Source organism: Paenibacillus sp. FSL L8-0638, from assembly GCF_038593075.1.
GTDB classification, from domain to species: Bacteria; Bacillota; Bacilli; order Paenibacillales; family Paenibacillaceae; genus Paenibacillus; species Paenibacillus polymyxa_D.
On sequence record NZ_CP151960.1, the window covers coordinates 1528302 to 1541913 of the forward strand.

At 45.9% G+C, this 13612-nt stretch carries 13 protein-coding genes; 6 read left to right on the forward strand and 7 right to left on the reverse strand.

From position 1 onward, the window contains the following. Nucleotides 1–209 precede the first annotated feature (209 nt). From MKY35_RS06820 to MKY35_RS06830, 3 genes are all read left to right on the forward strand, one after another. Nucleotides 210–1445, forward strand: coding sequence for a PTS transporter subunit EIIC (locus MKY35_RS06820; protein ID WP_342445958.1), 1236 nt, complete (start codon nucleotides 210–212; stop codon nucleotides 1443–1445). A 218-nt stretch (nucleotides 1446–1663) separates the two neighbouring features. After that, a complete protein-coding gene (locus MKY35_RS06825; protein ID WP_029516398.1) occupies nucleotides 1664–3061 on the forward strand; it encodes an L-cystine transporter in 1398 nt (465 codons plus the stop codon). A gap of 248 nt (nucleotides 3062–3309) precedes the next feature. Next, nucleotides 3310–4008 carry a queuosine precursor transporter gene (locus tag MKY35_RS06830; protein WP_029516399.1) on the forward strand — a complete coding sequence of 233 codons (699 nt, stop codon included), beginning with the start codon at nucleotides 3310–3312 and terminating at the stop codon, nucleotides 4006–4008. A 56-nt stretch (nucleotides 4009–4064) separates the two neighbouring features. On the opposite strand, the gene MKY35_RS06835 is transcribed toward MKY35_RS06830, so the two are convergent. Continuing rightward, nucleotides 4065–5153: a Xaa-Pro peptidase family protein gene (locus MKY35_RS06835; RefSeq protein WP_069012552.1), complete on the reverse strand. Its 1089-nt coding sequence runs from the start codon at nucleotides 5151–5153 to the stop codon at nucleotides 4065–4067. A gap of 72 nt (nucleotides 5154–5225) precedes the next feature. Continuing rightward, nucleotides 5226–5954, reverse strand: coding sequence for an MBL fold metallo-hydrolase (locus MKY35_RS06840; protein ID WP_069012553.1), 729 nt, complete (start codon nucleotides 5952–5954; stop codon nucleotides 5226–5228). Between the two features lie 197 nt (nucleotides 5955–6151). Here MKY35_RS06840 and MKY35_RS06845 point away from each other — a divergent pair, with 197 nt between their 5' ends. Next, a complete protein-coding gene (locus tag MKY35_RS06845; RefSeq protein ID WP_069012554.1) occupies nucleotides 6152–6664 on the forward strand; it encodes a GNAT family N-acetyltransferase in 513 nt (170 codons plus the stop codon). Nucleotides 6665–6783: 119 nt separating this feature from the next. Here MKY35_RS06845 and MKY35_RS06850 read toward each other — a convergent pair whose 3' ends face one another. The 3 genes from MKY35_RS06850 to MKY35_RS06860 all read right to left on the reverse strand — a co-directional run bounded on the left by MKY35_RS06850 (nucleotide 6784) and on the right by MKY35_RS06860 (nucleotide 8962). After that, nucleotides 6784–7218, reverse strand: coding sequence for a threonine/serine exporter family protein (locus MKY35_RS06850; RefSeq protein ID WP_013309318.1), 435 nt, complete (start codon nucleotides 7216–7218; stop codon nucleotides 6784–6786). 20 nt (nucleotides 7219–7238) lie between these two features. Beyond that, nucleotides 7239–7994: a threonine/serine exporter family protein gene (locus tag MKY35_RS06855; RefSeq protein WP_322251339.1), complete on the reverse strand. Its 756-nt coding sequence runs from the start codon at nucleotides 7992–7994 to the stop codon at nucleotides 7239–7241. Between the two features lie 113 nt (nucleotides 7995–8107). After that, entirely contained in the window at nucleotides 8108–8962 is an 855-nt protein-coding gene (locus tag MKY35_RS06860) for a hypothetical protein (protein WP_029516405.1), read from the reverse strand. A 358-nt stretch (nucleotides 8963–9320) separates the two neighbouring features. Here MKY35_RS06860 and MKY35_RS06865 point away from each other — a divergent pair, with 358 nt between their 5' ends. Next, on the forward strand, nucleotides 9321–10052 hold the full coding sequence (locus tag MKY35_RS06865; protein ID WP_029516406.1) for an HAD family hydrolase: 732 nt from the start codon (nucleotides 9321–9323) through the stop codon (nucleotides 10050–10052). 138 nt (nucleotides 10053–10190) lie between these two features. Then, the gene (locus MKY35_RS06870) at nucleotides 10191–10871 is read left to right on the forward strand and encodes a serine/threonine protein kinase (protein ID WP_029516407.1); all 681 of its coding nucleotides are present in this window, start codon (nucleotides 10191–10193) and stop codon (nucleotides 10869–10871) included. An 85-nt stretch (nucleotides 10872–10956) separates the two neighbouring features. Here MKY35_RS06870 and MKY35_RS06875 read toward each other — a convergent pair whose 3' ends face one another. Continuing rightward, complete coding sequence (locus tag MKY35_RS06875; protein WP_342445959.1) at nucleotides 10957–12375, reverse strand: NAD-dependent malic enzyme; 1419 nt, start codon at nucleotides 12373–12375, stop codon at nucleotides 10957–10959. Nucleotides 12376–12648: 273 nt separating this feature from the next. Next, nucleotides 12649–13455 carry an adenosylmethionine decarboxylase gene (gene speD / locus MKY35_RS06880; protein WP_029516409.1) on the reverse strand — a complete coding sequence of 269 codons (807 nt, stop codon included), beginning with the start codon at nucleotides 13453–13455 and terminating at the stop codon, nucleotides 12649–12651. Between the last annotated feature and the right edge of the window lie 157 nt (nucleotides 13456–13612).

The window sequence follows — 13612 nt, forward strand, 5'->3', positions numbered from 1 at the left end:
ACTATGGTCTTAGGTGTTTAGATGTAAGTTTGATGTGAATTATCAGGTGCATAAAAACGAATAGATTACTCCTTCTTTAAAACTATTGTAAAAAAGAAGTAATATAAGTAGCATAAGGAATACCGCTTTTATAACAATATTCTTCTAAGCTCGGTTTGGTAAGCTCGAAAGTGGTCTTCAATATACATATAAAAGGGGAAAAGGTAGTTATGAATGGGGATTTACTTTCCAAAGAAATGATTTCGCAGGTCAGAGGAGAAGATGAACTAGAGCCGACTTCCGGTAGTAACAGAGCTGCTACAGGGGGAAATCCGATAAGTCGCCTATTAGATTATGTATCAGGCGTATTCACTCCGATCTTGCCGGCAATGATTGGGGCAGGAATGATCAAGGTAATTATATTAGTTTTAATGTCCTTCGGTTTATTGTTGTCTGATCCGCAGGTATATACTATTTTAATGGCTATCAGCGATGGGGTGTATTACTTTCTACCTATTTTTGTTGCGGCAAGTGCGGCAAGAAGGCTGCGCAGCAATGTATTTGTTGCGGCAGCCATCGCAGTATCCGTATTCCATCCCCAACTAACAAGTTTATTCCAGTCAAGTGAGGAGGTACGTTTTGCCGGTCTGTCAGTTATAGACCCACAAGCTGCTTCATCTATAGTACTCATACTTGTTGTCGTTTGGATAGCATCGTGTGTCGAAAGATGGTTAGACAGATATACCCCTTATTCACTTAAATTATTGGTTGTCCCGACTTTGACACTGATGATCACTATACCTTTGATGGTGTTCGCTTTCGGACCACTGTGGAGTTATCTCGGCCAACATGTATCGGATGGACTAGGCTGGTTGTTTGACAATGCAGGAATATTTACAGGGCTGTTGCTCGGAGGCGCGATGTCTTGGCTTATTATTGCAGGCATGCAATATATAATGCTACCGATTATGATCAGCTCGCTTACAACATTGGGTTACGATCATATTTTTCCCGTGGTCATTGCAGCGGCTTTCGCTCAGGCTGGCGCAACATTTGGCGTATGTGTTAAATCCAAAAATGCCAAAGTCAAAACGCTGGCTGCGTCCACAGGTTTGTTAGCCATGCTGGGAATCATTGAACCGGCCATGTATGGTGTCAATATCCGTTTCAAAAAACCGTTAATAGCAGTTATGATTGGTGGAGCCGTTGGTGGGGCTTGTATGTGTTTGTTTGAAACAGAGCTTACTGCTATTGGTACCTCTGCTGGGCTGCTCAGCTTACCTTTATTTTCTGAACCCACGCTTGTGTACGGTATTGTGGGTATACTGATTTCGTTTGTTACGGCTGGCGTAATTACGTATTTTATGGGCTTTGTGGATGAAAAAGATGAGCATTCGCAAGTAGTATCTACATCTGGCATGAATGCTTCTCCGAACTCGGTTGTGGAAAAGAGCCTCGGCAGCTAAGTTGAATACATGTCGTTCTGTTCAGGACAAAAAAACAGCAAGCCTTCATCTTACGAAGGCTTGCTGTTTGTCATTTTGATAAATCTAAGGCTGAAGCAGATTTATTATTTTTATTTCAATAAAACCTACAAAAATAGTTGGCTTTGTGATATAGTAATCTTCGGATTGAAGGGTCACTTTAGAAAACATCTTACGTTTAAGTTTGGAGGAAATGATATATGGATACCTTCTTTATTATTTTGAATGTCATCGTGCTGCTTGCACTGCTCGGCGTGTTGGTCTGGATGCAGAAAAAGCACATCTCCTTTACAAAAAGGGTATTTGCCGCACTTGGCTTCGGACTGATCTACGGGGCTATTCTACAATATGCCTATGGGGCAGGCTCAGAGGTCATTACAAAATCAGTTGATTGGTTCAACCTCGCAGGTAATGGTTATGTCCGTTTGCTGCAAATGGTCGTTATTCCGCTTATCATGGTGTCGATTATTTCGGCTATTATGAATTTGAAAGGAAGACAGAACCTTGGCAAAATCAGCGTGTCCATTATTGCAGTACTACTGATTACAACGGCAATTGCTGCTTCAGTGAGTATTGTAACCAGTCTGTCATTTGATTTAAAGGCCATTGAGATTCAAGGTGGAGAAAAGGAACAAGCACAAGGCTTGAAGATGGAAGAGCGCCTTGGAACAGTTCAGGACATGACCATTCCACAGCAGGTGCTGGAATTTATTCCTTCAAATCCTTTTGAGGATATGACGGGAGCACGTCGTACGTCGACGCTGGCGGTGGTTATTTTCTCGGCCTTTATTGGGGTGGCTGTGCTCGGATTGGATCGTAAAAAACCGGAACAGGCGCAAACCTTCCGTAAAGTGATCGATGCAGTGTACGCTGTAGTGATGCGGATTGTAACGCTGGTGCTGAGATTGACACCTTACGGTATTTTAGCACTGATCACTAAAGTAGTAGCTACGACCAATCCAGATGAAATTTTGAAGCTAATCAAGTTTGTACTCGCTTCTTATGTGGCTTTGTTGGTCATGTTTATCATTCATCTTATTTTGCTGGCCTTGTTCGGCTATAATCCGGTGACGTATGTGAAAAAGGTATTGCCTACACTGGTTTTTGCTTTTACTTCTCGTTCCAGTGCGGCGACCATTCCGTTAAATGTTGAAACGCAAACGAAAAAGCTGGGTGTGTCCGACGGCATCGCGAATCTGTCTGCGACCTTGGGAGCGACTATTGGGCAAAACGGCTGTGCTGGTATTTATCCGGCGATGCTGGCGGTTATGATTGCTCCAACCGTGGGTATTGATCCAACGAGCTGGGATTTTATCCTCACGCTTATTCTAGTCGTTACGGTCAGCTCGTTCGGCGTGGCGGGTGTAGGCGGTGGTGCCACTTTCGCTTCCCTGATCGTGCTTTCCACCATGAATCTTCCAGTGGCATTGGCAGGATTGCTCATCTCAGTCGAACCGTTGATTGATATGGGACGCACAGCGTTAAATGTCAATGATTCTATTACCGCAGGTCTCATTTCAGGCAAGGTGCTCAAAGAGAACGATCAAGACGTGTTCAACAATCAAGGTATGGATTTGGATGCAACGGCGCACTCTTAAGTAAAAGATGACGGATGGTGTACACTGCAGTCTCATATCGCATCTATCGCATATGTAACACATGCACTGTGCACCTCAATACTCAGAGCTGACCTTAAGGTCGGCTCTTTATATTAGGCTTAGGACAGTGTAAATTATAGCTGTTCACGAATCCTAATCTATGATACATTAAAATAATGTTTTTCCGGCTTGCTTCGGATGAACCGCGGTTCGCAACCATCCCGCGCTATCAAAACTAGGAGGATTTCATGTTTAATCTGTTATGGGGGGCAGCTTTTGTCCTCGTCAATTTTATGTTCTTTTTGTTATGTTTTCGGTTGTTCGGTAAAAAAGGGCTGTACGCCTGGATTGGTGTTGCTACTGTACTAGCTAACATTCAGGTAACCAAAACGATTGATCTGGTCGGCATTACCACGACATTGGGAAATACGATGTATGTTTCTATGTATATGGCCAGCGACTTGCTGAATGAAAAATATGGGCCTAAAGAGGCGCGTAAAGCTGTGTGGTTCGGCTTTTTCACTCTGATTATGACGACGGTCACGATGCAAATGGTGCTGCAATTCGAGCCTACTGCAACGGATTTTGCCCAGACCCCGATGCAACAGCTGTTTGGATTGTTGCCAAGGCTTGCGCTTGCCAGCTTGACAGCCTATGCAGTCAGTCAATTGCTGGACGTGCGTCTGTACGCCTGGATTCGCAAGTTTTTCCCGGAACGTCATCAGCTCTGGATTCGCGGCAATGGCAGCACGATGATCAGCTCGTTTATAGATACGCTCATTTTCTGTACTATTGCCTTTTACGGTTATGCGTGGGGGATATGGATCGAGATATTATTCACCACCTACATTTTAAAATTTGTACTGACCGCGGCGGGTACACCCATTTTGTACATTGCACGCAATTTCCGCTTTATAGAAGAGGAGGGGCAAACCCTAAAGCCATGATGGCTTGGGGTTACCCCTCCTTTTTTCTGCTTTTTATATAATGAATAGCGATGGGTTTATCCGAGCACTGTCAGTTCTTTTGGAAAAGAGGTAAGCACTTCAACACCATCAGAGGTGACCAGAACGTCATCTTCAATCCGCACACCGCCGAGGCCTGGCACATAGATGCCGGGTTCGATTGTGAACACGAAGCCTTCATGAAGCAGATCGCTATTGCCTCCGTGTACAGATGGATATTCGTGAACACTCATGCCAAGGCCGTGTCCAACTCGATGGTTAAAGGCAGGGCCATATCCAGCGGATTCAACAACAGCCCGTGCTGCCTGATCTACGGATGCGCAGGAAACTCCCGGGCGAATGGCGGCAATTCCCGCTTCGTTCGAGCGAAGAACCGTATTATAAATCGTTTCGAGCTCAGTCGATAGCTTTCCAAAAGCAAAAGTACGCGTAATATCCGAAGCATAGCCATCGGAGTATACGCCCATATCAAACATGAGCAGATCGCCGTGTTGCAGCTTGCGGGTACCTGGAACACCATGAGGCAAGGCTGTTTTGGGTCCAGACAGCACTGTTGTGTCAAAAGACGGACCATCTGCACCGATTTTTTTCATCTGGTATTCGATTTCGGCCACCAGCTCGACTTCCGTCACCCCTTCACGCACATGGGTGAGACCGTGACGAAGGGCATCTTCCACCAAACGAGCTGCATGTTTCAGACGTTGTACTTCCTCAGGAGTTTTTCTCACACGCATTTCTTGAAGCACTGGACCCAGGTCCACATATTGAGCCGCGCCAATGGCAGTATGTAGCTGTTCGTAACGGAGGACGGAGACGTGCTCCTTTTCCAGTGCGAATGCTTTCACACCGGTGCCTGTGCGTTGACGAAGCAGATCATATGGATTGTCCGTATCGGTGTGGGTGGATATACGAGTCACAGAAGAAGCAGCTTGGGCGGCTTCTGCATCCAGGGCGGGTACGATCAGTTCTGGTTCTTGGTCCCGAAGCAACACCAGACCAAGAAAACGCTCATGCGGATCACTGGCAAAGCCCGTCAGGTAGTAAATATGTTTAGGATCGGTCACAAGCAGGCCGTCCCAAGACTGTGACTTCAGTTCATCATACAGTCGGGTTATTTTCTCATTCATAAAGTCTCATTCCTTTCTGCCTATTTATTCATTATAGCTCTTCATACATCATTATTTATAGCATGGAATGACTTATTCTCTTTCCTGACTTAATGTTTGCAGACGTGCCTGTACATTCTGATCATAGTAACCACCATGGTAGCAGAGTACCTTATCAACATCCAATACAGTCAGTTTATCGAGGCTCTTTAGGGCCAGCGGCATATCCGGCGTAGCCGACTCAGCGGGACCGACCAGTTCACCTTCGACTACAAGCAACTCATCTGCTGCCAACAGCAGCTTTTGTGCGGGCACATACAAGCTGATATGCCCGGGCGTGTGGCCGGGTGTATGAATAATCTGTATGCCTCCGCCATAAGGCAGATGCTCACCGTCCTCAAGAATATGAGCAAAGCGCAAATCTGGTAGGCGGCGAATCAGATCCTCTGCTTGTTGCTTGAGCGTAGTATCCAACTGATTAATCCGTTCCGGCGTTAGCTTCACAAATGGTCGCTCTCCTGTCATATAAGGGACGTCATCCTTATGGGCTAACAGGGCAGTATTCGGCAGCAAGTCCAGCAGTGCATGAACATTTCCGATATGGTCAATATCTTGATGTGTTAAAATAATTCTTTTCAGGCGGCTGATATCCTCACCCACATCTGAAATAGCCTTGCGTAATGGCTCCAATTGGCCGAGCATTCCCGTGTCAATCAGTGTAAGTCCATCCTCGTCCTTGAGCAGTACAGGATAAATGGTTGTTTTTCCAAAAAAAGATTCCATAGGTATTTCCAAAATCAAGAGTTGAGTTCCAATATTCATATTAAGCTGCTTCAGAATCCTTGACTCCGAAACATACCTCCCGTCTCGTCATGTTAAATCGCTTACTCCGTTTTTGTTTTTCTTCAAGCTCTATTATAAAACCCTTTGGGACTAATCCGCAAAACAACTCGATATGGCTGATCGGGCGCTTGTCTTGTACAATAAATAAATCACACAATAGGAGGCGGATACGAATAATGAATAACGACCAATCTTTTTCCATTGAATTTGCATGCAAAGAGGATCTTCCCGATATTGTGGACATTTATAATTCTACGATCGCAGGACGAATGGTCACGGCAGATCTGGAACCGGTGACAGTGGAAAGTCGAATTCCATGGTTTGAGGCTCATCAGGAAAACCACCGGCCTTTGTGGGTTTTAAAACAAAAGGGTACAATTGCCGGATGGGCCAGTCTTCAGTCCTTTTATGGGCGTCCAGCTTATAACGGTACAGCAGAAATTAGCATATACGTCCATGAGGATTCTCGTGGAACCGGAACAGGAAGTCGACTGGTGCAGCACTTGCTAAATGAATGTCCGAGACTGGGGATTACCACGTTGTTGGGATTTGTTTTTGGTCATAATGAGCCAAGTATTGGGCTGCTACGGAAGTTTGGTTTTGAGCAATGGGGGTACTATCCGCGTGTAGCTGTGCTGGACAGCATAGAGCGAGATTTGGCGATATTGGGTAAGCGAGTGGATGAATAAGCTTATGACATATAAATATTCTTTGTAACGTGTACAGAAAAAGGCTGTTTCCAAAATCGTCTCATACACTGCAGATGATTTTGGGAGCAGCCTCTTTTGCTTTTCTATTTTCATCGCTTTTAGCGCTGTGGTTTAAAACGTATACTGTGAAAAATCTGATTAAGCACTTCAGACAGCACCAAACCGACAGCAATCGCTCCTGCGATCATCAGCGTGCTCATCGCCAGCTCCAGTGCCTGCGGATAATGTTGTTGTACGAACTGGCGCATGGCATTATAGGCCATTCCCCCTGGAACGAGCGGAATCATGCCTGCGACACTGAAAATAATCACAGGCATTTTGTACAGCCGCGCAAAGCCTTGACTGACGATGCCGATGAGGATCGTTGCCAAAAGGCTGGCGCTCACAGGTCCCATGCTGTCCGTAGTTGAATAATAGACCAGCCAGCCTAGCATACCGACGAAACCGCATTGCAGCAGCGAGCGCCGGGGGGCATGGAAAAGTATGCCGAATGCAGCGGTGGCAATAAAGCTTGTGAATAATTGTGCAAGCATAGACTTGAATCTCCTCCGAATCACATATAAGAAATGATCACCGCAACGCCAGCTCCAATGCCGAAAGACGTCAGGCAAGCATCGGCTCCCTTGGAAAGACCCGAAACAAGGTGCCCGGACATTAAATCACGGATGGCATTTGTAATTAACAAGCCTGGAACCAGTGGCATGACAGAGCCAATAATAATTTTATCCATCATCTGTCCCCAGCCTACTATCGTTAATAGAGCCGCCAGCAAACCGATTAGAAAAGATGCAGAAAACTCTGAGAAAAACTTAACCTTAACGAGCCTGTGAAAATACTGTACGGCTGCAAATCCGATACCTCCGCATAACACAGCTGCGGGGAAATCTCGCCAAACTCCACCAAACATGATCATAAAGCAACCGCTGGCCAACGCAGCAGCCATCAGCTGTATACGGTTAGAATAACGGAGGGGACCACGTTCAATCTCCGAAAGCTCCTTGACGGCAGCGCGGGGAGACAAATCACCTGTGCTGATTTTACGTGAAATGGAATTGACCTCTGTCACCTTGTGCAAATCGGTGGTCCGCTCTACGATGCGGATGAGCGTGGCAGGCTCCGAGTCATTAATGGCAAAAAAAATCCCAGTTGGTGTGACATAGCTATGGGACTGGGATATGCCATAGGCCGAAGCAATGCGGGACATCGTGTCTTCAACACGATAGGTTTCGGCTCCATTTTGCATCATCAGTTTGCCCGCCAACAGACAAACCTCAATGATTTCAGGAGTAGGATAGGAATGATTATTCATGCTCGCTCTCTTTCATTCGTACCGGGCCGTTCGACCCTATTATTTTCATTTATTGTAGCACAAAAAGCCGCCTTTTCGGAGGCGGTTAGGTTAGGGGAAATCCAAGGAATTCGTCATGATTCTATCATATCAGGAATAACGGTATAGTAGGACTCTTCCAGATATGTTGCGGCCTCAGATAGGCCCATCAACTTAAGCTGTCCAGCTACAAAAGCACGAAGGGCAGAATGGGTGAACAGATGCCGTGTCTGGGCATCTCGAATAAAGGCCAGTCTGGCTTCACGCGAACCGTTGTGGAATAACTCACGCACAGCTTCGCCTTGTTGTTCCCAAAGGAAAGGCTCCGTTACGGTCAAGAGGGCACTCTCCTTAGAAGAGCTATGCTTCGCAGAAGAAGATACCTGAATGCCCAAGCCGTTCAGCGTAGGAGCTGCTTCATTGTGCTTCCGTTCTGTACGCAAACTATCGATATAGGCAGCCATATCCTGAATCGGTTCGATACCAAAGCGTTCCCGGAAGCATTCGCGTACAAACGCGGTACGTTCATCTACAACCTGAGGCAGTCGCTGACCTGCATGTCCAGAATAGTCATCTCCACTGGCGTAGTATCGTTGTAATGAACTGTTCTCTGTATAAACAACACTTAAAAAATCCTGCAAATGACGGGCAACCACCCATACACCCGTCCAATCGACGGGAGATACGCATACGATAGGGGCCTGTGAAAGGTCCTTTTCAAGACCAAAATCCGTTAAAAAGCCATAATGTATTCCGTCCACCCCTGCATGGGCAAAAGGAATAACATCTGGTGGTGTAGCCATATATCGTGGCGCGCGGCCCTGCTCCATAATCAATCCCAAATCAAAACTCAAAGAATGCCGGTTCGCTTCGAGCTCCTTTTCAAATTCTATAAGTGCCTCAATCAAAGGTGTAGCTGATCCATAGGCTAGGTTAGAACCGGAATCCATCGTGTATGCCTCCCTTATCCAATACATCCATAAAGCGTCCATCCCTAAAAGGTACGTGATTTTACACGAAATGTAAACCTGTATGACGAATCTTTTCAAAAATGTGACCTTTTACCCGTGTGTTGTCAAATAAAACGCTTTCGGGCAAAGCAGGACAAGATACCTATATTAGCTCGGTAGAGAAGTAAAGTGAGTTTGCGAAAATGCGGTCTTTTTCAGTGTATGTTAGCAACCGTGAAGTGTGAATGCAGGAGCGCAGTGTGAAGGACAGGGTGCAACGCAACAGGCCAACGGGTATAATATCAGGACAAGGTGAAAAGGAGCGACATCCGAAGATTTAACAGAAAGAAGTGGGCATATGAACTTGCAAAAGAAGGCTGTTTTTTTTGATGTAGATGATACGATGTACGATCATTTGCACCCTACACGCGATGCATTGCGAACAGTATTAGGATTGAGTGAGCGTTTTCCTTTTGAGAAAGCCTACCATCGTATTCGCTATTACAGCGATGTACTATCGGCTAAAGGAGGACTACTGGAGGGGAAGGCAGGGACGCATGAACTGGATGAGATGAGAGAAGGCCGTTTCATTCTGGCTTTACAAGAATTCGGGATAGAAATTACCCGTGAGCAGGCAGTACATGTTCAACAAGAATATTTGGATCGTCAGTACCGAATTGAGCCTTTTGAGGGGGCTACCTCGTTAATAAATGATTTGAGCTCGGCTGGCTTTTTAGTTGGATTAATTACCAACGGTCTTGAAGAACACCAGATGAGCAAGATCAAGGCTATGGCGTTGGAAAATCATGTTGCAGCAGAGCATATCTTTGTATCTGGAACCGTTGGCTATGCCAAGCCTGATCCGCGCATTTTTGAAGTAGTGAACGAACGGACAGGAACGTTAGCAGAGCACTGCTGTTACATTGGGGATTCCTGGCGCAATGACGTGGCGGGAGCTATAGCTGCGAATTGGCAGGTGATCTGGTTCAATCACAGGAACGCTCCCCCGGAAACTGACGTGCTAGGGATCTATAAAACAGCAGCAAGCTATGCAGAGTTAAGAAGGTTGCTTTTGCCGGACGCTCGTTAGACACGGCACATACCGTTTTTTCTAAAAAGAATCAACCTATTTTGAAGCCATTCCCAAAGCTAACCCGTAATACTATTTATCTGTTATAGATCTAATTTCATTGGTAATGGTTTAGAACAGAAAAGGAGGGGATCGCGCATGGTAGAACAATGGAGGCAGGCAGAAGACATCATAAGTCAAGTGACCGTATACAGTACAGAGGATAATGATCCGGTTACCATTAAAACAGCCACTCAAGACGTCCGCTGTATTGGCATCGGGACAGATGCGGCCGTATTTACGCTGGATACGTTGCCAGGCTACGCATTCAAGGTGTACTCAGACATGGCGATCGACAAGAAAGATGCGGAGGCCGACGTATATGAGCGTTTGCGAGGGTCTGACTTTTTTCCTCATTATTACGGAAAAGGCGACAAGTATATTGTCATAAGTTATGAATCCGGTATTACGTTGCTGGATTGTTTGCTGCAAGGAATTCCTGTGCCAGAGCAGGTCATTCTGGATGTGGAAAAGGCGAGAGAATTTGTCCGATCCAAGGGGCTGAACCCCCGTGACATCCACCTCAAGAATGTACTCATGCAAGACGGACGTGCCAAGGTATTGGACGTATCTGAATACGTGAAGGAAGGCGATGACAAGCGCTGGGAGCATTTGGTGTGGGCGTATCATACGTTTTATTCTGGTATCTCGGAGGTTAAAGTTCCCTCATGGATTTTGGATACGATTAAAAAATGGTACTACAAGCTGGACAACTCCAACTTTAATCTGGAGGAATTTGCCCAGCGTGCCAGTCAATTGTTCTCTAAATGGAGGTCATAACCGCTGTGAAGATAACGGATATGCAGTCTGATCTTTCCATAGCAAAAAGGATTGCACCCGCATTTAGGGGAGCAATCCTTTTCCTTTATCTGAAATCCCGAGGCACTCTTCTCGCTGTACCACTCGCAATTGCGGCTTGAATTACCTTTTCACGCACCCGTTGAACCGCACTCTCGTTAAATACACCAGGGATTATATACAGCTTGTTTAGTTCTTCAGGACGGATCGTGCCTGCGATGGCCTCGGCGGCCGCCAGCTTCATCTCTTCGTTGATTTCACGGGCACGGCAGTCGAGCGCTGCTCGAAAGATGCCTGGGAAACAAAGCACATTGTTAATTTGGTTAGGATAGTCCGAACGTCCGGTGGCGATGACACCCGCAATGTCCTCGACTTCCTCTGGCGCAATTTCGGGAACCGGGTTAGCCATAGTGAACAGTACCGGGGCTTCTTTCATACGTTTCACGTCTTCTCGTTGCAGTAGTCCGCCTGCCGAGAGTCCGATAAACACGTCAGCGTCCTTCAGAACCTCGGACAGCGTGCCAGACAGCCGTTCGGGGTTGGTATGCTGCGCATACCAGTTCCACATCTGATGCTCGTATGTTTCATCCGCTGTAAGCGCTCCGTGACGATCTACGCCAATGATATTGACTGCTCCTGCAGATAGCAAAATTTTCGTACAGGCCACACCCGCAGCCCCGATACCACAGACGACAATTTTGACGTCAGACAGGGCCTTGCCGACAACCTTGAGCGCATTGATCAGCCCTGCGTACAAAACGACAGCTGTACCGTGCTGATCGTCATGAAAAACAGGTATGTCCAGCTCGTTACGTAACCGCTGTTCAATCTCAAAGCATCGTGGCGATGAAATATCCTCCAGATTAATACCGCCAAAGGCTGGGGCCAATTGCTTAATGGCCTTAATGATTTCTTCGGTGTCCTGCGTATCCAGACAGATGGGAAAGGCATCGACGGACCCGAGCTGCTTGAACAGCATAGCTTTGCCTTCCATAACTGGCATGGCTGCATAGGGACCGATGTTGCCTAGCCCGAGGACAGCGCTTCCGTCAGAGACGACGGCGACCGTATTGCGCTTGATCGTCAAACGGAAAGCTTTGTCCGGTTCCTCGTGAATCGCCATACATACGCGTGCCACATCGGGGGTATATACCCGGGATAAGTCATCGCGGTTTTGAATGGGGACCTTGGGCTGCATTTCAATTTTGCCTCCGAGGTGTAATAGGAAGGTACGATCAGAGATGGATAATACCTTAACACCTTGTGCTTTTTTAATCCGGGCAATCATTTGATCGATTTCTGCTGGATCAGCAATGGTGACTGTAATATCTCTCACAGTGACCTTCTCAGAGGTGCGGATGACGTCAATGGCAATTACATCCCCGCCGTGTTCGTTTACCAACGTAATCAATTGTCCAAATTGGATGTGCTCTGTGGAAATTTCCAGTCGTAAAATGATATTTTTACCGCCAATACCGCCTTGCATGCAAATTCCTCCTTTGTCTTCCATGACAAAATCATACGTAGGATCGATTGATTGCGCTTACAATATGAAGCGGAAGTAAAATCTATGCTGATATTTTAAATTAGTGGTTTCTTCCCCTATCATAGTGAACAATCACTCGCTTGTACAGATTAAGTTGAATAATATCTTTTATTTTGTATCAAAAAAAGGACGAAAGCCTGGCTGTATTTCAGTCCAAGCGATCATCCTTTTTTTCAATGAAATGATTCACTTTATTTTCACGCATTCGATCTGTTACGTCATATTTTTACCGTAGTAAATTTCGTCCATTTCAATTTTGAGACGTGTTGATATATTTTGTTGCTCTTTTTCAGTCAGACTTTCCTTGGTGTAGCCGAACAGGTAATTGTCTAAATCGAATTGTTTTAGCTTACATTTGGTATGGAAAATATTTTCCTGATACACATTCACGTCGATCATGTCATACTGACTGCGCACTTCGTCTGGAATATAGTTTTGAATGGAGCCGATATCATGGTCGATGAAAAGCTTATGTCCATTCATATCACGTGTGAAGCCGCGTACCCGGTAATCAATCGTCATAATGTCGGTGTCGAAAGAATGAGTCAAATAGTGGAGTGCCTTGAGCGGGGAGATTTCCCCACAGGTAGAAACATCAATATCTGCTCGAAACGTACTGATCCCCTCGTCTGGATGATATTCCGGGTAGGTGTGAACCGTAATGTGGCTTTTATCCAGCTGTATCACGACAGATTCAGGTAGGGGGCCTGGTGACTCGGCATAAGATTCAGTCGGAACCTCCACAATGGGTCCCTCTGATATAAGTACTGTCACGCTGGCTCCTTGAGGAACATAATCCTGCTGGGCTACGTTGAGCACATGGGCGCCGATAATGTCAGATACATTCTTTAAAATAGCTGTCAGCCGATCTGAGTTGTATTGTTCATCAATATATTCAATATACGCCTCGCGTTCTTCTTTGGTTTTGGTGTAACAAATATCGTACATATTGAAGCTCAATGATTTGGTCAGGTTGTTAAATCCGTGCAGGGTAATCCGCTGTTCCGGTGTTATGGTCATAGGCTATTTCCCCTTATAGTCGCAGTATTCATACATAATATTCCCAACACGCCTTTTCATATACCGATTCATAAAATCAGTTCTGTAGCTGTTAGATTAAAAGGCTTGAACAAGTATGTCTTACCCGTTTGGCATAATTAAAAACAGGCAGGGGAGT